Genomic DNA, 18,479 nt, shown 5'->3' on the forward strand with positions numbered 1-18,479 from the left:
TGGGCAGCGAAAGAGCAGAACGCAAAAGGGCCGCCCGAAGGCGACCCTGTGCTCAATCTCGGAAGAGAGATTACTTGTAGACCGGCAGTTCGACTGGCGGTTCGTAGGCAACAGGAGTTTCGCAACCACCGAAGACATAACGGGCACCGGCATGGACGCTGTGGCTGTAGAAGCCCTTGTCGTAGCCTGGGCCGCCATTCGAGGCGTAGCCGAACATATCGCCACCCATGGTGTGGCGGAAGCGATAGCCGAGGTCAGCCTTGACGTTGCAGGTCACGTCGATCGAGGCGCCGGCCATGAGCTGGTAGGCGAAACGCCAGCTGCCCTTGCCGCCATGTTCAACGGTGGGATCGCAGTTCGATGGATCACCGGTTTCGCATGACGTGTTGCGCAGCTTGTCCCACTTCACATAGGAGCCACCAATACCGCCGCCGACATAAGGCGTGAAGTACGCGTAGGTTCCGAGGTCGACATAGGCGTTGGCCATCAGTGTGTAAGCCTTCAAGGCAGCGACGTCTGCAGAGGTACAAGCGACAGCAACACCGCAAGAGCCCGTCGTCGAGCCCTTGAAGTCAGACTTGAACATGTAGTCGAAAGTCAGGTCGGTGCGCAGATGGCTGTTGACCTGGTAACCGACACCGGCGCCAACCCAAAAGCTGTCCTTGATCGACGAGGTCGTGAAACTGGCTTCGTCGGCATTGGAGCCCTGGAAGAATTTGGCGCCGCGCAGTTTGTTGAAATTGTAACCGAGGTCACCGCGCAGGTACCAGCCGGACGTTTCGGCGACGGCAACTTCCGGCGCGTCGATGTAAGCCGGCTGCGGCTCGGGCTGATAAACGTCTGCGGCATAGGCGGCCGAGCTGGCGAGCAGCGCAGCCGCTGCCACGGTAAGAATGGTTTTGGTCATGACAGGATACTCCAAAGTCCCAGCGTTGTCGCGTCAGGCCGTCTCAAGCCAGACATCCTGAATTGAGACAAATAATGGAGCGGAAAGGTTAAGTTGCGATTAACTACAGATCTTAACTCTAACCCTTATCCAATTGCTTACCTTGATACTTGTGTCGAACTGAACAAAAGCGAAAGGCGCGGCTCCCGAAAGAGCCGCGCCTTGCATCTATTCGCTGCGGTCGTCTCGCCTCAGGCGGCGTGACGGGAAACCGGTGGGCGAACTGTCTCCAGATTGAACTGCCCCAATTGCTGATCCATTTCACGAGCCTCGCCTGCCAGCCTGTGGATCGCCGCGGTCGTCTCCTCGACCATGGCCGCATTCTGCTGGGTCATGGCGTCCAGCTGGTTCACCGAGGAATTGATGTCGACCAGGGTCTGCGCTTCCTCGCGAGTGGATTCCATGATCTCGCCGATATGGCTGTTGATCGACAGAACATGCGAACCGATGCCATCGAGGGCATTGCCCGCCTTTTCGACAAGCTTGACGCCGTGATCGACTTCGCCGCGTGACTTGGTAAGCAGGTTGGCGATCTCCTTGGCCGCACTCGACGAACGCTGCGCGAGTTCGCGCACTTCCTGAGCGACCACGGCAAAGCCCTTGCCGCTCTCGCCTGCACGCGCAGCCTCCACCCCGGCATTCAGGGCCAGCAGATTGGTCTGGAAGGCGATCTCGTCAATGACGGAGACGATCTTGTTGATTTCCTGCGAGGATCCCTGGATCGCCTCCATGGCGGCGATCGTGTCACGCATGATCAGCCCGGACGTCGCCGTGTCGTCCTTGGCGGCACGTGCGATACGTTCCGCCTCCTCGGCGCGGGCAATCTGCGTCTGCACCGCGACGGTGATTTCCTGGATCGCAGAGGCCGCCTGCGAGATGGCTGCGGCCTGGCGCTCCGTGCGTTCGGCGAGCTGGTCTGCCCCTGCCCGCATCTCCTCGGATCCCTCGCGCACCGCCACCGAATTGCCACCGATACCGCCGAGCGTCGTGCTCAGGGTTTCGATCGCCTTGTTGAAATTGGAACGCAATCCCTCGAGATCCGCTGGGAAACCGCGCTCGATCCGGAAGGCCAGATCGCCGGCGGCAAGCCTGTCCAGCCCGTGGTCCAGCGTTTCGACGACCTCCTGCAAGGTCCGGGCCTCGCTGTCACGTTCCGCCATCCGCTGCCGGCGCTCTTCATCGGCGCGCGCCCGCTCTTCACGACGCTCGGCGGAAAGCCGTTGCTGTTCGATCAGGCCGAGCCGGAAGCGTTCCAGCGCCCGGGCCATGCTGCCGATCTCGTCCTGCCGCTGCTGATTTTCCACCGGCTGCTCGATTTCTCCATCCGCGACGGCACCGGTGAAGGCGACGAGGCGATCGAGCGGGGCAAACAGGCGCCGCGTGAAGATCCAGGTTGCGACGGCGAGCACCACCAGCGCAACCAGCCCGGTCAGGAACAGCGTGGCCGCGATGCTCAGCGAACCGGCTTCCAATTCGGCCGTGGTCAGGCTCTCCGTCACGACGAAATCCTGGCCCGCGAAAGTGATCCGTCGCCCATAGACGACTGCGGGGCCCTCCGGGCGCTGGCTCGACTGCACGGCGACCCCATCACCCGAAATCGGGAAATCGGCACGCACATCGACAAGTTTGCCTGCATCATCGAGTGCAATCCCGGCACCAGAACCCGACAGGATCGACGCCCTCTGACTGCTGCCGGCAATGATCCCCTTGGACAGAAGATTGGCGAAAACCTCGGGCTGGACCTGAAACATCAGGCTGCCCTTGTAGCCCCCGAGCTTGACCAGGGGCACGGCAAAATAGATGTCCGGCGCGGTGGCATCCGAACCCACGGCAAGGCCGGAGAAATTCACGCCGACGACGTCGTCCACGGCATTTGCAGCCGCTTCAGCCGACTGCTGGTAAACGCGTCCGAGACCCGTCGCAGCCCAATTCCCTTGTTTCAGGTTCTCTCCGAAGGCCGGACCTTTTCGGAACGAATAGATGACGTTGCCGTTCTGGTCGGCGATCAGCATGTCGAGGAAAGCCGTGCCGGCCAAATAGGCGCCGACCTGCGTCTGGGTCGTTTCATGGGTCGAATAGTAAAAGCCACTCGGTCCCTCGGGCTTGATCAGTTTCTCGCGCTCCCCGACGGGGTGCGGATTTTCGGAAACAAACACACGCTGCAATTCGGCTTTCGCGTCACCGCTGCTCTTGGTGATGGTGTTCCATCCGCTCTTCAGTCCGGTCATGGACTGCTGCAGAGTCTCGATCTTGGCAATCGAGGCTGCCTGGTTCTGAAGCGAGCCCAGCTTCTCGATCAGGAGGTCTCCCCGAAAGGTCAGCGTGCTGGTCATCGCCTTTTCCGTCTGCTCTCCGAAAAGCGCGCTGGAACCCCGATAGGCGAAGATGTTGAGAAGCGCGACGGAGAGGAACGTCAGCAAGAGAAAGACGGCGATGAGTTTGAAGGAAAGCGAATGAATGCGAGCGGTCATGATTGTTGTCCCCTGAGCCGACACGTAGCGGCCGGCACCACCAGGATCAGTCCACCGAACCGAATTCGACGGACTTCCCCATTTTTATACTGAGACAATCAACCCAAAGCGCTTAATCACCGGTAAAAGATCGGGGGCGAAACCCCACATTCCATCAACCCACAATCCATCGGATTGTCATGCGGGCTGGGAAGCCCGCTGAGCAAGGCCCGCAAAGAGCTCGACAGAACGGATCCGCGCCTGAAGGTCGTGGATCGGCGTGGAGACGATGATCTCGTCGGGCCTGACATCCGCGATGAAGCGCGAGAGCTTGTCCGCAGCAGTCTCGGGCGATCCCACGATCGCATAGCGCAGCGTATGCTCCACACCGATGCGCTCGATTTCACTCCAGACCCCTTCCATCGTCTCGACAGGCCGCGGGAACGAGCGGCGGATGTCGCGACGCAGATTGACGAACTGCTGCTGTGCCGAGGTGAAGAGACGGCCGGCCTCGCGATCCGTCTCGGCAATGGCCGCCATCGTGCCGACCATCACATAAGGCTTCTGCAGGCCGGCCGAGGGCTGAAAGCGTTCCCGGTAGATTTCGACAGCATCAAGCAATTGATCGGGGGCGAAATGCGATGCGAAGGCGTAAGGCAGGCCCAGTGCTGCAGACAGATGCGCGCTGTAGAGGCTGGAGCCGAGCAGCCAGATCGGGACATGGCTGTTCATGCCGGGAACGGCGATCAGGCCGCCTTCGTCATCCGGCGCTCCCAACAGCCGCTGCAGTTCGAGGATGTCGTGGGGGAAGCTCTCCGCCCCCGCTTCCATGTTGCGGCGCAGGGCCCGGGCGGTGCGCATGTCCGTGCCCGGCGCGCGACCGAGGCCAAGCTCGACCCGACCGGGATAAAGCGCCTCCAGCGTTCCAAACTGTTCGGCGATGACCAGCGGCGAGTGGTTCGGCAGCATGATCCCGCCGGATCCCACCCGAATGCTCTGCGTCCCGGCCGCCACATGCGAAATGACCAGTGCCGTCGCCGCGCTGGCAATGCCCGGCATTCCGTGGTGTTCGGCGAGCCAGAAACGGCGATACCCGTTCTTTTCCGCCACCTGAGCCAGGCTGCGCGAGGCGTCCAGGGCTTCCCGGACAGAATGTCCGTCGGCGACGGGAGAGAGATCGAGTATGGAAAACGGTATCATGACAACGGCCCTGTTCGGAGTACCCCTTTCATGTAGTCAGGCCTCGCAGTGGTCCCAAGAGGGGAAGCCAACAAATCGCAATCACTTCGCCTGTTTTCGTTTTGTTCACATTTCGCTGGCACATCTGCCCCAGACTGCATTAGGGTTTCTCATGACTTCCGCGATTCGCATTATCGGCATAGACCCCGGACTCCGCCGCTGCGGCTGGGGCGTCATCGAGACGATCGGCAATTCGCTGCGTTTCGTTGCATCGGGCACTGTGACCTCCGACGGCGACATGGATCTCGCCTCCCGACTTTGCCAGCTGCATGACGGGCTCTCCGAGGTCGTGCATGCCTACACGCCGGACGAAGCCGCCGTCGAACAGACCTTCGTCAACAAGGATGCGGTTGCCACGCTGAAGCTTGGCCAGGCCCGCGGCATCGCCATGCTGGTACCCGCCCGCGCCGGCCTGCCGGTTGCGGAATACGCTCCCAATGCGGTCAAAAAGGCCGTCATCGGCGTCGGTCATGGCGAAAAGGCGCAGATCCACATGATGCTGAAGATCCTGATGCCCAAGGCCGAATTCAAGGGCAACGACGCCGCCGACGCGCTCGCCATCGCCATCTGCCACGCCCACAATCGCGGCGGCGACCGCATGCGCAAGGTGCTGACCCGCGCCTGATTTGTTCTTGACTTGTTCCGATGGCGACCGTAAGTAAGACTTATGAGGTATTACCATGCGCGTTACCGAAAAAGGTCAGGTCACAATCCCCAAAGAGATCCGCGATCGACTGGGCATCAAGCCGGGGTCGAATGTGGAATTCGTTGTTGCCGATAAAGGCGTCATGCTGGTCAAGAATGGCGATGCGACGGATGCATTCGAGGATTTCGATGCGTGGGCGCGGAGTGTCGAGGGGACATTCGACACGAATGGAATGACAGCAGACAACTACATTGATTGGCTGCGAGGACCGCGTGATGACCTCGACCGTCATTGACACCCATGCGCTGATCGATGTGCTGGGGCCGGGAAGCGAGACGCGCTCCTGGTCGCTAGATGCAATGAAGCGATGCTTCCATGAAGGCCCACTGGTGATAAACCCGATCATCTGGTCAGAGCTTGCCGCCTCCCCCTTGAGCGAGCAGCAACTCAGCCATGCACTCGATTGGCTCGATCTGAAGAGGGAGCCGATCTCCTACGACGTGGCGTTCCGCGCGGGTAAGGCACACCTTCTGTATCGAAGGAACGGCGGCCAGCGGGAACACACCCTCCCGGACTTCCTGATCGGGGCGCATGCTGCCGTCCGGTCTCACCGTTTGCTGACGCGGGATGCTGCGCGCTATCGAAGCTACTTCCCCGACCTCGACATCATCTCCCCCGAAACCCACCCCCTGTAATGCGACGGACGCTCCCATGATCGGCAAACTCAAAGGCACCATCGACGAAATCGGCGACGACTATGTGCTCGTCGATGTCCACGGCGTCTGCTACATCGCCCACTGCTCCTCGCGCACCCTCGGCCGGATCGGCTCGGCGGGCGAGGCAGTTGTTCTCTTCATCGAGACCTATGTGCGCGAAGACCAGCTGAAGCTCTTCGGCTTCATGAGCGCACTGGAGCGGGAATGGTTCAACCTCCTGCAAAGCGTTCAGGGCGTCGGCGCCAGGGTGGCGCTGGCCGTCCTTTCCACCCTCACGCCGTCAGAACTGGCCAATGCAATTGCCCTGCAGGACAAGGCGGCGATCTCCCGCGCCCCCGGCGTCGGTCCGAAGGTGGCCCTGCGCCTCGTCACCGAATTGAAAAACAAGGCGCCTGCCTTTGCCGGCGAGGCCTCGGCCAATATCGGCCTGAAGCAGGAACTTGGTGAGGGCGTGGCTTCGGCCCCGGTCGCCGACGCAGTCTCGGCGCTGACCAATCTTGGCTATTCCCGCGATCAGGCGGCCAATGCCGTGGCAGCGGCCTTGAAGAACGGCGGCGAAGGAGCCGACAGCGCCAAGCTGATCCGGCTAGGCCTGAAAGAGTTGTCGCGGTGAGAACTGTTCCGCAGCAGCAATGTCGCTATAAGAAAAAGAAGCAGCCCGGCCCGATCCGCATGGAACTCCTCGCATGACCGCTGACAACCCGATCCTGACCCCGGAAAAACGCGGCGAAGACCTGGACGCCGCACTCCGCCCGCAGACGCTCGACGACTTCACCGGGCAGGCGGAGGCCCGCGCCAATCTGAAGATCTTCATCGAGGCGGCGAAGAACCGCGGCGAGGCGCTGGATCACGTGCTCTTCGTCGGCCCGCCAGGGCTGGGTAAAACCACGCTCGCCCAGATCATGGCGAAGGAACTCGGCGTCAACTTCCGCTCGACATCGGGCCCCGTCATCGCCAAGGCCGGCGATCTTGCGGCCCTCCTCACCAATCTCGAGGAGCGCGACGTGCTCTTCATCGACGAAATCCATCGCTTGAGCCCCGCGGTGGAGGAAATCCTCTATCCGGCCATGGAGGATTTCCAGCTCGACCTGATCATCGGCGAAGGCCCGGCTGCCCGTTCGGTGAAGATCGACCTGTCGAAATTCACCCTGGTTGCCGCGACCACCCGTCTCGGCCTGCTGACCACCCCGCTGCGCGACCGCTTCGGCATTCCGGTACGTCTGAATTTCTATACCGTCGAGGAACTGGAATCGATCGTCCGCCGTGGCGCCCGCCTGCTCAATCTTCCGATGACCGAGGACGGCGCCCGCGAAGTCGCCCGCCGCGCCCGTGGCACGCCACGCATCGCCGGCCGGCTGTTGCGACGTGTGCGTGACTTCGCCGAAGTCGCGCGTGCCGAAGCCGTCACCCGCCAGATCGCGGACGAGGCACTGACACGCCTCAACGTCGACAATATGGGCCTCGACCAACTCGACATGCGCTATCTCTCGATGATCGCGGTGAATTTCGGCGGTGGACCGGTCGGCATCGAAACGATTGCTGCGGGCCTCTCGGAGCCGCGCGACGCCATCGAGGACATCATCGAGCCCTACATGATCCAGCAGGGTTTCATCCAGCGCACCCCGCGCGGCCGTGTTTTGACCGCAAACGCCTGGAAGCATCTGGGGATGCAGCCGCCCAAGGATCTGGAAGCTGCCCAATTCCGGCTGACGCTCGAGGACGAATGAGACCGTGTCCAAACGCACTCTGATCACCATCAAGGATGGCCAACGGCGCTTCAACCACCGCATCGCCGGGCTCGCCTTCCGCGACGGTCATGTGCTGGTGCACCGCGCGATCCACGAGACCTTCTGGACCTTCCCGGGTGGACGGGCGGAGATCGGTGAGACCTCGGCGGAAACCCTCATGCGTGAAATGCAGGAGGAACTCGGTGTCGACGCCGTAATCGGCCCCCTGCTCTGGATCGTCGAGAACTTTTTCGACTACGAGGGCAAAGCCTGGCATGAACTCGGCCTGTACTACCGCATGGAGGTCCCGGACCACTTCCCCTTCCATCCGTCCGACATCATCCATCGCAACGAAGACGGCAAGAACAGCCTTGAGTTCAAATGGGTCCCGGCAACGCGGGAAGCACTGATCGCCCTCGACATCCCGCCCTATTTCATTGCCGACGAGATCGAGGCCCTGCCGGCCTCGCCGAAGCATATCGTCTGGCACGATGGAGATCTGGACGACAAATGACCGACCCGCGCCGCAGCTTCATCAAACTTGCCTACAACAACAGGCTCGCCAATGAACGGCTGCACGAAGCGGTCTCCATGCTCCAGCCGGGCGAATTCGAAGCACCACGCACCGGCTTCTTTCCCTCGATCCAGGCGAGCCTCAATCACATCCTGGTCATTGACTGGTTCTACGTGGATGCCCTCGAAGGCGGCAGACTGGGACCGAAAGCCTGGGCCAATGAAATCCCGTTCCCCCATCCTGAAGGACTGCGTGAGGCGCAGGCGGCCGTGGATCAGCGGCTCCTGAACTTCTGTCTCTCGCTCGACATTGACGCCCTGGCGAGCGAGGTTCAGATCCACAGGGGCACCCGCGTTCAAACCGAACGCGTGGACGATGTCTTGAACCATCTCTTCCAGCATCAGACGCATCATCGGGGCCAGGTCCACGCGATGCTGTCCGGCACCAGCGTCGCACCTCCGCAGCTGGACGAGTTCATCGTCTCTGACGACGCTGCTTCTCGGGCAGCAGAAATGCAGCACCTTTCGATCACCGAAGCCGACCTGATGTTGCTGGACAGATCGGCCTGACTTCGGATAGCCACCGGATTTCGGCACAGAAGACTGATTGGCAGGACAAGGCAGGATCAGGCATGACGACCCACAATCACCCGCTGGCGGGCGAAATCATCGACGGCGTGCACCACCTCATCCAGCGCGTCTATTACGAGGACACCGACTTTTCCGGCGCCGTTTACCATGCCCGCTACCTCCACTTCATGGAGCGCGCCCGCACCGATTATCTGCGCTGCCTCGGGGTCGAGCAGTCGAACCTGTTTGCGAGCTCGGACGAAGGCCTCGCCTTCATGGTTCATCGCATGGAGATCGACTTCAAGGCTCCTGCCCGGATGGATGATGTTGTCAGGGTTCTCACCCGCACGGAGAAGGCTGGTGGCGCCAAGATGATCCTTGAGCAGGAAATCCGCCGTGGCGAGCAATTGCTGATCGCGGCAAGGGTGATCATCGCCGTCGTCAATCGCAACGGCAGGCCCCGTCGCCTTCCGGACGATCTCGCCAGACAGTTCCTTGCCTGAGTTCACAAAGCCCGGATCAAGGCCTCGGTAACGCCTTTTTAACCTTAATAGGGTCTTACTCCGAGCCTGGAAGATTGTGCAATGCACGCCTTCCTTTGACCAAATTTTCATCCCAGAAGCACTCTGGGAGCTAAGGCGGGAAAAGGGTTTCGGCGGCTGCGACCGCGCAAGTTTTCCACCAGTTGAGCTCATGTCGCCGCCCGGTCCAACCCACCGGGCGTTTGGATTTCGGGGAATTTTAGGCGATGGAACAAGTTGGAATGGCTGCAGCGACCCATGATGTGAGCCTTTGGGGCCTCTTCATGCAGGCGGGCTTCATCGTCAAGCTCGTGATGATCGGCCTGATGGGCGCCTCTGTCTGGACCTGGGCCATCGTCATCGACAAGTATTTGAGCTACGCTCGCGCCCGCCGCCAGTTCGACCAGTTCGAACAGGTCTTCTGGTCGGGCCAGTCCCTGGAAGAACTCTATCGCACACTCGCCGAGCGCAACAATACGGGCCTCGCGGCGATCTTTGTCGCTGCCATGCGCGAATGGAAGAAGAGCTTCGAACGCGGAGCCCGCTCGCCGATTGGCCTCCAGATGCGCATCGACCGCGCCATGGACGTCACCATGTCGCGCGAATCGGAAGCGCTCGAGTCGCGTCTCTCTTCGCTTGCCACCATCGGTTCGGCCGGCCCGTTCATCGGCCTGTTCGGCACTGTCATCGGCATCATGACCTCGTTCCAGGCGATCGCCGGCTCGAACAATGCAAGCCTTGCAGTCGTCGCCCCCGGCATTGCCGAAGCACTGCTCGCAACGGCCATCGGCCTGGTCGCCGCTATTCCCGCCGTCATCGCCTACAACAAGTTCTCCGGTGAAGCAGGCAAGCTGGGCGCGCGCATGGAAGGATTCGCAGACGAATTTTCCGCCATCCTCTCGCGTCAGATCGATGAAAAGCTGCAGCCCCGCCAGGCTGCCCAGTAAGGGCTGAGGAGCAGGAGACGCATCATGGGCATGTCGATCGGATCGGGAAGCAAGGGCGGCGGACGCCGCGGACGTCGGGGCAGCAGGAAAGCCCTCGTCAGCGAGATCAACGTCACACCTTTCGTCGATGTCGTGCTCGTGCTGCTGATCATCTTCATGGTCGCCGCGCCGATGATGACCGTCGGCGTACCGATCGACCTGCCGCAGACCCAGGCCGGAGCGATGACCAGCGAAAATCAGCCGATCACCGTTTCGGTCAATCCGGAAGGTGAGATCTATCTGCAGGAGACCGCGATCCCGATCGAGGAAGTCGTGCCCAAGCTGCAGGCGATCGCCACCACCGGCTACAATGAACGCATTTTTGTGCGGGCCGACACCGCCGCCACCTATGGCATCGTCATGCAGGTCATGGCGCGGATCTCATCCGCCGGTTTCACCAATATCGGTCTCGTGACCTTGCAGGAACAGCAGAACTGATCGGACGGACATGAAGGGCAGCCTCTTCACATCCAGCTTTCTGCATGGACTGGTGCTCACCGCAGCACTGGTCAGCCTAGGCGCGCCCGAAAAGCTCGAAATCGCACCGATGGAAAGCCTGCCGGTCGACATCGTCCCGATCGAGGAATTCACCCAGATCCAGAAGGGCTCGAAAGACGCACCGATGGCGGAGAAATCCGCACCCGTGCCCACCAAGAAACCTGCGATCGCCGAGCCTGCCGAGAATGTCGGAGACAACGAGGTGGACCTGAAGGCTCCGCCGACACCGTCGAAGCGACCGGTCGAACAGGAAGTGGCCGCAGCCCCGGAAAAAGTCGAGACGCCGGCACCGACGCCTGATGCCAAGCCGAACGAGGTGAAGGAAGTCGTCAAGGAAGAGACGGCACCGCCACCCGAACCGGAGCCGCAGCCCGCGGAACCCGCACCGGCGGAGGCAAAGCCTGCGGAACCCGTCCCTGCAGAAACGGCGGTTGCGGAAGAAATCCCGCTGCCCGAAAATGCACCCGTACCGCCCTCGCGGCCGGAGCCGGAAATCGCCAAGCCCGTCGAGAAGAAGCCGGAACCGAAGGCAACCGCCAAGGCGGATGCCAAGCAGGACACCAAGACCCGCGAGACCGCGAAATCGAAGCCGCAGATGGAAAGCGATTTCAACGCCGACGAAGTGGCAGCCCTTCTCAACAAGACGGATGCGGCCGGCGGTGGCGCGAAGCGTTCCACCGATCCCGAAGCCTTGGGCGGCAAGACCGATACCGGCGGCTCGACACTCAGTCAGAGCGAGATGGATGCATTGCGCGGCGTCATCCAGCAGAACTGGCTGATCACGCCGGGCATGGCGGACGCGGCCGATGTCCGTGTCCGCGTCACCTTCCGCCTCGACCAGAGCGGTGCTCTGGTCGGCGACCCCGAAGCGACTGCAACCGGCGGCTCACCCTCGGCGCAGCAGGTCCTCATGAGCGGCGCCGTGCGCGCCGTTCGCAAGTCCGCCCCGTTCACCAATCTTCCCCCGGACAAATATGACGCATGGTCTGAAGTTGTCGTCAATTTCGACCCCAGCGAACTGATGTAAGAGCTGAAAGGCTTGGTAAGAATGAAAACTCTCCTCCTCCGACTTCTGCTGGTCTGTGCCGGCATCGCAGGTGCCTATGTTGGCCCCGCAAGCGCTGCCGTCGAAATCAACATCAACCGCGGCAACGTGCAGCCCCTGCCGATTGCCATCACCGACTTCATCTCGGCTGATGGGATAGGCGCCCAGATTTCTGCCGTGATCGAGGCCGACCTCAAGCGCTCCGGTCTCTTCGCGCCGGTCAGCCGCGCCGCATTCATCGAGAAGGTGCAGAACCCTGACCAGCCGCCGCGCTTCGAGGACTGGAAGGTCCTTAAAGCCGAAGCCCTGGTGGTCGGCCGTATCGTGCGCGAACCCGATGGTCGCCTGCGCGCCGAATTCCGCCTCTGGGATACCTTTGCGGGCCAGCAGATGATGGGCCAGCAGTTCTTCACCGATCCGAAGAACTGGCGCCGCGTCGCCCATATGATCGCTGACGCCATCTATGAGCGGATCACCGGTGAGAAGGGTTACTTCGACACACGCATCGTCTTTGTTTCGGAAAGCGGACCCAAGATCGACCGCAAGCGCCAGCTTGCGATCATGGACCAGGACGGCGAGAACGTGCGCATGCTGACCAACAGCAACGACATCGTCCTCACGCCCCGCTTCTCGCCGAGCCGCCAGGAAATCACCTACATGTCCTTCGAGGGCCAGCAGCCGCGGGTCTTCCTGCTGCAACTGGAAACGGGCTCTCGCGAGGTGGTCGGCAACTTCCCCGGCATGACCTTTGCGCCCCGCTTCTCGCCGGATGGCCAGCGGGTCATCATGAGCCTGCAGCAGGACGGCAATGCCAACATCTACACGATGGATTTGCGCTCGCGAACGACAACGCGTCTCACGTCCACCGCTGCGATCGACACCTCGCCCTCCTATTCGCCTGACGGTAGCCAGATCGTCTTCGAGAGTGACCGTGGTGGCCGCCAGCAGCTCTATGTCATGGGTGCCGATGGTTCCGGCCAGCGCCGCATCTCGTTTGGCGACGGCTCCTACTCCACGCCGGTCTGGTCACCGCGCGGCGATCTGATTGCCTTCACCAAGCAGTCCGGTGGCAAATTCTCGATCGGTGTGATGAAGACGGACGGCTCCGGCGAGCGCATCCTGACGACGGGCTTCCACAACGAGGGGCCGACCTGGGCGCCGAATGGCCGCGTGCTGATGTTCTTCCGCCAGAACTCCGGCGCCGGTGGCCCGCAGCTCTATTCGATCGACCTCTCCGGCTACAACGAGCAATTGGTGAAGACCCCGACCTTCGCCTCCGACCCGGCCTGGTCGCCGCTAATGGATTGATGACGGCAAAGGGGCGCAATTGCGCCTCTTTCTTGCCGCAAACCGTCTGCATTCGACCCGTTCACTACGTGATTTGACAGTTTCTTAACCATGATTGTTGGAGCCCGGTTAACCGCGATTGGTTAAGGTCAGGCAACCCTAACAAAGAATTCAAGGAGACCGGCGATGAGCCGAATTCATTCCCCGGCCACGAGCCGTCTGCAGAAAATGGCAACCAACCCGGCCATGATCGCCTTCGCCATGGCTCTGGCCCTCGCAGGCTGCGCGAACAAGAAGAACCTGCCGAACAGCGCGGGTGAACTCGGCCTCGGCGCCGGCGCCGGTGCGGCCACCCCGGGCTCTGCCCAGGACTTCACCGTCAATGTCGGCGACCGCATCTTCTTCGACACCGACTCGACCTCGATCCGTGCCGACGCCGCTCAGACGCTCGACCGTCAGGCCCAGTGGCTGCAGCGTTACCCGAACTACGCAATCACCATCGAAGGCCATGCCGACGAACGCGGCACGCGCGAATACAACCTGGCGCTCGGCGCACGCCGTGCAGCCGCCACCCGCGACTACCTCGCCCAGCGCGGTGTCCCGGCCCAGCGCCTGAAGACCATTTCCTACGGCAAGGAACGCCCGGTCGCCGTCTGCGACGACATTTCCTGCTGGTCTCAGAACCGCCGTGCCGTCACCGTTCTCGGTGGCGCCGGCATGTGATCCGGATAGACCCGCGATCACCAGAGCTTGAAGGCGGCCCCAGGGCCGCCTTTTACTTTTCTCCTTACTTTGGCCGAACTTGGTTGCTTTTTGCAGGCAATTGGGAAAACTCCTGTCGGCGCTGGTTCGGCGCAATTCGTCGCGAATACAGGAAAAGGAACATGAACAAACTTGTGATGGCCGCTCTGCTAACGACGGCCACGCTGACGGGACTGCATGGCAGCGCAAGCGCATTCCAGCTGTTTCCGAACGTGCAGCTCGGCCAGAAGAATGCGCCCGGGCACTCGCGGAAGGCCGAGGTCCAACTGGCCCAGGTCACGGATCCGACCTTGCGCGTCCAGCAGCTCGAGGAAGAGATCCGCGCCCTGAACGGCCGGATCGAGGAAATGAGCTTCCAGCTTCTGCAGATGCAGGAAACCATCCGCAAGCAACAGGAAGACAACGAGTTCCGCTTCCAGGATCTTGAGAAGAAGAGTGGCTCGCTGACCCGTCCCGTGACCGGTGGCGAGCAGCAGGACTCGGTTGCCGAGATCATCACCGAAACCCCGGACGTCGGCGCAATCGCCGACGCTTCCGGCGCCGGCCAGGCACCCGGAACAGCCCCCGGTGAACAAACGCTCGGATCGATTGCTCTCGACGAAAGCGGCTTGCCAGCCACAGCGACGCTGAACCCGGATGCTCTGGACAATGGCTCGGGCGCCCTGCCCGGCGTCGACACCGGCGTGACGGCCACCGCACCAGCTGCCCCCCAGCAGACCGCCTCGCTGAATTCCGAAGGCGACGTCTACCAGGTTGCCTATGCGCATGTTCTATCCGGCGACTACAGCCTGGCTGAAAGCGAATTCCGCGACTTCATTGCGGCCTATCCGAGCAGCGCGAAGATCGCGGATGCCCATTTCTGGCTGGGCGAAGCGCTCTACTCCCAGGGCAATTTCAACGAGGCGGCCAAGACGTTCCTCAATGCCCATCAGACCTACAATGCGTCTCCCAAGGCACCCGAAATGCTTCTGAAGCTCGGCATGTCGCTCGCCGCGCTCGAAAACACCGAGACCGCTTGCGCCACCTTGCGCGAGGTCTCCAAACGCTATCCCAAGGCTTCCCGCGCCGTCGTCTCCAAGGTCGCGAGTGAGCAGAAGCGCCTCAGCTGCTGATGGCCGCTCCGCTCGCGGCAGGCTGTTCCCTGCCCGAACTTTCGCCCGAAGCGGCGATCAACCATTTTCTCCACACACTCCGCCGCCCGACACGTCTCCTGATCGGCATTTCCGGCGGCAGCGATTCGACCGGATTGCTGGTCACATTGGTAAGGGCCATTGCCGGGAACGGCTTTGCACACAGCCATACGCTGACCGCCGCCACCATCGATCATGGTCTGAGGCCCGCTTCGGCCGAAGAAGCCCGGCAAGTCTCCAAACTCTGTGAACATCTCGGCATTCCGCATCGGATCCTGCAGTGGACCGGCGAGAAGCCCGCAACCGGCCTGTCCGCTGCAGCCCGCCTCGCACGCTACCGATTGCTCTCAGACGCGGCGGCCTCCCTGGGGGCAGATGCGATCGTCACCGGACATACATTGGACGACCAGATCGAGACAGTCGCCATGCGGTCGGGCCGCTCGGCGAGCGACGCTCCTGGCCTGGCGGGCATGGCCCAGGCGACGCTGTATGCGGGCCGTCACTGGATCCTCCGGCCCTTCCTGCACACACGCCGAAACGCGATCCGCGACCATCTGCACGCCCAGAACATTGGCTGGATCGACGACCCCAGCAACGAGGACCCGCGCTACGAGCGGGTCCGGATCCGCCAGTCCGCGCCCGACACCGATCCGGAAATGATCGTCCGGGCCGGACACCGGCGCGAAACGCTGTCGGCAGAAGCCGCCGCCTGGCTGAGCGGACACATGGCGGCAATGCCGGGACCGGTCGCGATCATTTCACAGTTACATGATGGCCTCACCCCCACCGACGCGCGGGATCATGCGCTCGCCGCCCTTATCGCCGTGCTCGGGGGCAAGCCTCACCGCCCCGCAGCTGCGAGCCTTGCCCGGCTCTGCGCAGCATTGGACGATGGCTCCGATTTCCGCCTGACACTATCGGGCACACTGGCACTCCGCCGCCGCAACCAGCTCTTCCTGCTCCGCGAAAGGCGCGGTCTTTTGCCGCTGTCGCTCGTCCCCGGCGAAAGTGGCATCTGGGATGGCCGCTACGCGATCGGGAACAAAAGCGACGTGGAAATCACCGTCATGCCCGGACCAATGCGGGAGATCGACGCGGATCTACCGGGAGCGGTGCGTGCGACACTGACCGGAACCACACCGCAAGTGCTTGTGAGAAATGGGCTTCTTCCCTCGCGATGCGAGCAGGTGTCAATCAACCCCCGCCTCTCGCTATATGCCGATTTCCTGCCGCTCTTCGACCTTGCCCTCGCTCAGGCCCTCGCAACACGGCTGGGCGCAGAACCGGCACCGCCGGCCCCCGTTTAACACTTATTGACAGAAAACGGTCCAAGGCCGTCCGTTTACCTTGGCAAGGATGCGGCGCGATCCTATGTTAGATGATAATTCTGCGGAACCGAGTTCCGCACTACAGGTTCGGGGAGTTCAATGAACCCAAATTTTCGCAACTTCGCGCTCTGGGCGATCATCGCCCTTTTGCTGATCGCCTTGTTCAGCATGTTCCAGACGTCGCCGTCTCAGACGGCCTCGAGCGAGGTACCCTATTCGCAATTCCTGCGCGAAGTGGATGCTGGGCGCGTTCGTGAGGTGACAGTCACCGGCAACCGCGTTCTCGGCAAATACGCAGAGTCCGGCACCGCCTTCCAGACCTACGCACCTGTTGTCGACGACAACCTGCTGTCCAAGCTGGAAGCCGAGAATGTCATGATCGTGGCCCGCCCGGAAACGGACGGCTCCTCCGGCTTCCTGAGCTATGTCGGGACGCTTCTCCCCATGCTGCTCATTCTCGGTGTCTGGCTCTTCTTCATGCGCCAGATGCAGGGTGGCTCGCGCGGTGCGATGGGCTTCGGCAAGTCCAAGGCGAAGCTGCTGACGGAGGCCCATGGCCGCGTCACCTTCGAGGATGTCGCCGGCGTCGACGAAGCCAAGCAGGACCTGGAGGAAATCGTCGAATTCCTGCGCGATCCGCAGAAGTTCCAGCGGCTCGGCGGCAAGATCCCGCGCGGCGTTCTGCTCGTCGGCCCTCCTGGCACGGGTAAGACGCTGCTCGCCCGCTCCGTCGCCGGTGAAGCCAACGTCCCCTTCTTCACCATTTCCGGTTCGGACTTCGTTGAAATGTTTGTCGGTGTCGGCGCAAGCCGCGTGCGCGACATGTTCGAGCAGGCCAAGAAGAACGCGCCTTGCATCATCTTCATCGACGAAATCGACGCCGTCGGTCGCCATCGTGGCGCCGGTCTCGGCGGTGGTAATGACGAACGCGAACAGACGCTGAACCAGCTGCTCGTGGAGATGGACGGCTTCGAAGCGAATGAAGGCATCATCCTGATCGCCGCGACCAACCGTCCCGACGTTCTCGATCCTGCCCTGCTGCGTCCGGGTCGTTTCGACCGTCAGGTCGTCGTGCCGAACCCCGACATCGTCGGCCGCGAGCGCATCCTCAAGGTCCACGCCCGCAACGTGCCGCTGGCACCGAACGTCGATCTCAAGGTTCTCGCCCGTGGTACACCCGGCTTCTCCGGTGCCGACCTGGCAAACCTGGTCAACGAAGCCGCACTGATGGCCGCCCGCCGCAACAAGCGCGTCGTCACCATGGCCGAATTCGAAGACGCCAAGGACAAGATCATGATGGGTGCGGAACGCCGCTCCTCCGCCATGACCGAAGCCGAGAAGAAGCTGACCGCCTATCACGAGGCAGGTCATGCCATCACCGCGCTGAAGGTGCCGGCTGCCGACCCATTGCACAAGGCGACCATCATTCCGCGCGGCCGTGCCCTCGGCATGGTCATGCAGCTCCCCGAGGGCGACCGCTACTCGATGAGCTACAAGTGGATGGTCTCGCGCCTCGTCATCATGATGGGCGGCCGCGTCGCCGAAGAACTGACCTTCGGCAAGGAGAACATCACCTCCGGCGCCTCCTCCGACATCGAGCAGGCAACGAAGCTGGCCCGCGCCATGGTCACGCAATGGGGCTTCTCCGACGTGCTCGGCCAGGTCGCCTATGGTGAAAACCAGCAGGAAGTCTTCCTCGGCCACTCCGTTTCGCAGTCCAAGAACGTCTCAGAATCGACCGCCCAGAAGATCGACACGGAAGTCCGTCGTCTGATCGACGAGGCCTATACCGAGGCGCGCCGCATCCTGACCGACAACCACGACGCGTTCGTCGCGATTGCCGAAGGTCTGCTCGAATACGAGACGTTGTCTGGCGAAGAAATCAAGGCCTTGATCCGAGGCGAAAAGCCGTCCCGCGACAGCGGTGACGACAGCACGCCAAGCCGTGGTTCGGCCGTTCCCTCGACCGGGCGCAAGGACGCCCCCAAGGGTGGCGAGCCGGAAGGCGGCTTGGAACCGCAGCCGCACTGATCACGATACGATCCGAGATCGACAAAGAGGCCACCCCTGCGGGTGGCCTTTTTTTTCCGTTCGGGGCGTGCCAAACCTTGAGAA

The 18,479-nt window shown here is 62.1% G+C and carries 19 protein-coding genes; 16 read left to right on the plus strand and 3 right to left on the minus strand.

Annotated elements, in window-relative coordinates:
* Window positions 1-70: 70 nt before the first annotated feature.
* The 3 genes from QTL56_RS08970 to QTL56_RS08980 all read right to left on the minus strand — a co-directional run bounded on the left by QTL56_RS08970 (window position 71) and on the right by QTL56_RS08980 (window position 4,596).
* The gene (locus tag QTL56_RS08970) at window positions 71-907 is read right to left on the minus strand and encodes an outer membrane protein (RefSeq protein WP_245136181.1); all 837 of its coding nucleotides are present in this window, start codon (window positions 905-907) and stop codon (window positions 71-73) included.
* 230 nt (window positions 908-1,137) lie between these two features.
* Window positions 1,138-3,417 carry a methyl-accepting chemotaxis protein gene (locus tag QTL56_RS08975; protein ID WP_245136179.1) on the minus strand — a complete coding sequence of 760 codons (2,280 nt, stop codon included), beginning with the start codon at window positions 3,415-3,417 and terminating at the stop codon, window positions 1,138-1,140.
* Between the two features lie 177 nt (window positions 3,418-3,594).
* Entirely contained in the window at window positions 3,595-4,596 is a 1,002-nt protein-coding gene (locus QTL56_RS08980; RefSeq protein ID WP_245136175.1) for an LLM class flavin-dependent oxidoreductase, read from the minus strand.
* Between the two features lie 151 nt (window positions 4,597-4,747).
* On the opposite strand from QTL56_RS08980, the gene ruvC reads away from it, so the two are divergent.
* The 16 genes from ruvC (at window position 4,748) to ftsH (ending at window position 18,395) form a co-directional block, all read left to right on the plus strand.
* Window positions 4,748-5,260, plus strand: a complete 513-nt coding sequence (ruvC, locus tag QTL56_RS08985; protein ID WP_245136173.1) for a crossover junction endodeoxyribonuclease RuvC — start codon at window positions 4,748-4,750, stop codon at window positions 5,258-5,260.
* Window positions 5,261-5,315: 55 nt separating this feature from the next.
* Window positions 5,316-5,576, plus strand: coding sequence for an AbrB/MazE/SpoVT family DNA-binding domain-containing protein (locus tag QTL56_RS08990; RefSeq protein WP_245136172.1), 261 nt, complete (start codon window positions 5,316-5,318; stop codon window positions 5,574-5,576).
* Window positions 5,557-5,976, plus strand: coding sequence for a type II toxin-antitoxin system VapC family toxin (locus QTL56_RS08995; protein WP_245136169.1), 420 nt, complete (start codon window positions 5,557-5,559; stop codon window positions 5,974-5,976). The genes QTL56_RS08990 and QTL56_RS08995 overlap by 20 nt, the downstream gene beginning before the upstream one ends.
* A 16-nt stretch (window positions 5,977-5,992) precedes the next feature.
* On the plus strand, window positions 5,993-6,610 hold the full coding sequence (gene ruvA, locus QTL56_RS09000; protein WP_245136168.1) for a Holliday junction branch migration protein RuvA: 618 nt from the start codon (window positions 5,993-5,995) through the stop codon (window positions 6,608-6,610).
* Window positions 6,611-6,683: 73 nt separating this feature from the next.
* Window positions 6,684-7,724, plus strand: a complete 1,041-nt coding sequence (gene ruvB / locus QTL56_RS09005) for a Holliday junction branch migration DNA helicase RuvB (protein ID WP_229574484.1) — start codon at window positions 6,684-6,686, stop codon at window positions 7,722-7,724.
* A 4-nt stretch (window positions 7,725-7,728) separates the two neighbouring features.
* A complete protein-coding gene (locus QTL56_RS09010; RefSeq protein WP_245136166.1) occupies window positions 7,729-8,238 on the plus strand; it encodes an NUDIX hydrolase in 510 nt (169 codons plus the stop codon).
* The gene (locus QTL56_RS09015) at window positions 8,235-8,807 is read left to right on the plus strand and encodes a DinB family protein (protein ID WP_245136163.1); all 573 of its coding nucleotides are present in this window, start codon (window positions 8,235-8,237) and stop codon (window positions 8,805-8,807) included. The genes QTL56_RS09010 and QTL56_RS09015 overlap by 4 nt, the downstream gene beginning before the upstream one ends.
* Window positions 8,808-8,869: 62 nt before the next feature.
* Entirely contained in the window at window positions 8,870-9,310 is a 441-nt protein-coding gene (gene ybgC, locus QTL56_RS09020; RefSeq protein WP_229574487.1) for a tol-pal system-associated acyl-CoA thioesterase, read from the plus strand.
* Between the two features lie 245 nt (window positions 9,311-9,555).
* Window positions 9,556-10,275 (plus strand): protein TolQ, encoded by a 720-nt coding sequence (tolQ, locus tag QTL56_RS09025; RefSeq protein WP_229574488.1) that lies wholly within the window; start codon window positions 9,556-9,558, stop codon window positions 10,273-10,275.
* A gap of 24 nt (window positions 10,276-10,299) precedes the next feature.
* Entirely contained in the window at window positions 10,300-10,752 is a 453-nt protein-coding gene (gene tolR, locus QTL56_RS09030; RefSeq protein WP_229574489.1) for a protein TolR, read from the plus strand.
* Window positions 10,753-10,762: 10 nt separating this feature from the next.
* Window positions 10,763-11,839, plus strand: a complete 1,077-nt coding sequence (gene tolA / locus QTL56_RS09035) for a cell envelope integrity protein TolA (RefSeq protein WP_229574490.1) — start codon at window positions 10,763-10,765, stop codon at window positions 11,837-11,839.
* 21 nt (window positions 11,840-11,860) lie between these two features.
* Window positions 11,861-13,165: a Tol-Pal system beta propeller repeat protein TolB gene (tolB, locus tag QTL56_RS09040; protein ID WP_229574491.1), complete on the plus strand. Its 1,305-nt coding sequence runs from the start codon at window positions 11,861-11,863 to the stop codon at window positions 13,163-13,165.
* A 165-nt stretch (window positions 13,166-13,330) separates the two neighbouring features.
* Entirely contained in the window at window positions 13,331-13,867 is a 537-nt protein-coding gene (gene pal / locus QTL56_RS09045; protein ID WP_229574492.1) for a peptidoglycan-associated lipoprotein Pal, read from the plus strand.
* Window positions 13,868-14,028: 161 nt separating this feature from the next.
* Complete coding sequence (gene ybgF / locus QTL56_RS09050; protein ID WP_245136162.1) at window positions 14,029-15,018, plus strand: tol-pal system protein YbgF; 990 nt, start codon at window positions 14,029-14,031, stop codon at window positions 15,016-15,018.
* Window positions 15,018-16,343, plus strand: coding sequence for a tRNA lysidine(34) synthetase TilS (tilS, locus tag QTL56_RS09055; RefSeq protein WP_245136160.1), 1,326 nt, complete (start codon window positions 15,018-15,020; stop codon window positions 16,341-16,343). The genes ybgF and tilS overlap by 1 nt, the downstream gene beginning before the upstream one ends.
* 120 nt (window positions 16,344-16,463) lie before the next feature.
* Window positions 16,464-18,395, plus strand: a complete 1,932-nt coding sequence (gene ftsH, locus QTL56_RS09060; RefSeq protein ID WP_229574495.1) for an ATP-dependent zinc metalloprotease FtsH — start codon at window positions 16,464-16,466, stop codon at window positions 18,393-18,395.
* Window positions 18,396-18,479 lie beyond the last annotated feature (84 nt).

It is taken from the genome of Peteryoungia algae (assembly GCF_030369675.1).
In the GTDB taxonomy this organism is placed as follows: Bacteria; Pseudomonadota; Alphaproteobacteria; order Rhizobiales; family Rhizobiaceae; genus Allorhizobium; species Allorhizobium algae.

What these genes read in the sequence shown, in the direction of transcription:
- QTL56_RS08970 (WP_245136181.1), bottom strand. Translation starts at nt 907, where the DNA reads ATGACCAAAACCATTCTTACCGTGGCAGCGGCTGCGCTGCTCGCCAGC.
- QTL56_RS08975 (WP_245136179.1), bottom strand. Translation starts at nt 3,417, where the DNA reads ATGACCGCTCGCATTCATTCGCTTTCCTTCAAACTCATCGCCGTCTTT.
- QTL56_RS08980 (WP_245136175.1), bottom strand. Translation starts at nt 4,596, where the DNA reads ATGATACCGTTTTCCATACTCGATCTCTCTCCCGTCGCCGACGGACAT.
- ruvC (WP_245136173.1), top strand. Translation starts at nt 4,748, where the DNA reads ATGACTTCCGCGATTCGCATTATCGGCATAGACCCCGGACTCCGCCGC.
- QTL56_RS08990 (WP_245136172.1), top strand. Translation starts at nt 5,316, where the DNA reads ATGCGCGTTACCGAAAAAGGTCAGGTCACAATCCCCAAAGAGATCCGC.
- QTL56_RS08995 (WP_245136169.1), top strand. Translation starts at nt 5,557, where the DNA reads ATGACCTCGACCGTCATTGACACCCATGCGCTGATCGATGTGCTGGGG.
- ruvA (WP_245136168.1), top strand. Translation starts at nt 5,993, where the DNA reads ATGATCGGCAAACTCAAAGGCACCATCGACGAAATCGGCGACGACTAT.
- ruvB (WP_229574484.1), top strand. Translation starts at nt 6,684, where the DNA reads ATGACCGCTGACAACCCGATCCTGACCCCGGAAAAACGCGGCGAAGAC.
- QTL56_RS09015 (WP_245136163.1), top strand. Translation starts at nt 8,235, where the DNA reads ATGACCGACCCGCGCCGCAGCTTCATCAAACTTGCCTACAACAACAGG.
- ybgC (WP_229574487.1), top strand. Translation starts at nt 8,870, where the DNA reads ATGACGACCCACAATCACCCGCTGGCGGGCGAAATCATCGACGGCGTG.
- tolQ (WP_229574488.1), top strand. Translation starts at nt 9,556, where the DNA reads ATGGAACAAGTTGGAATGGCTGCAGCGACCCATGATGTGAGCCTTTGG.
- tolR (WP_229574489.1), top strand. Translation starts at nt 10,300, where the DNA reads ATGGGCATGTCGATCGGATCGGGAAGCAAGGGCGGCGGACGCCGCGGA.
- tolA (WP_229574490.1), top strand. Translation starts at nt 10,763, where the DNA reads ATGAAGGGCAGCCTCTTCACATCCAGCTTTCTGCATGGACTGGTGCTC.
- tolB (WP_229574491.1), top strand. Translation starts at nt 11,861, where the DNA reads ATGAAAACTCTCCTCCTCCGACTTCTGCTGGTCTGTGCCGGCATCGCA.
- pal (WP_229574492.1), top strand. Translation starts at nt 13,331, where the DNA reads ATGAGCCGAATTCATTCCCCGGCCACGAGCCGTCTGCAGAAAATGGCA.
- ybgF (WP_245136162.1), top strand. Translation starts at nt 14,029, where the DNA reads ATGAACAAACTTGTGATGGCCGCTCTGCTAACGACGGCCACGCTGACG.
- tilS (WP_245136160.1), top strand. Translation starts at nt 15,018, where the DNA reads ATGGCCGCTCCGCTCGCGGCAGGCTGTTCCCTGCCCGAACTTTCGCCC.
- ftsH (WP_229574495.1), top strand. Translation starts at nt 16,464, where the DNA reads ATGAACCCAAATTTTCGCAACTTCGCGCTCTGGGCGATCATCGCCCTT.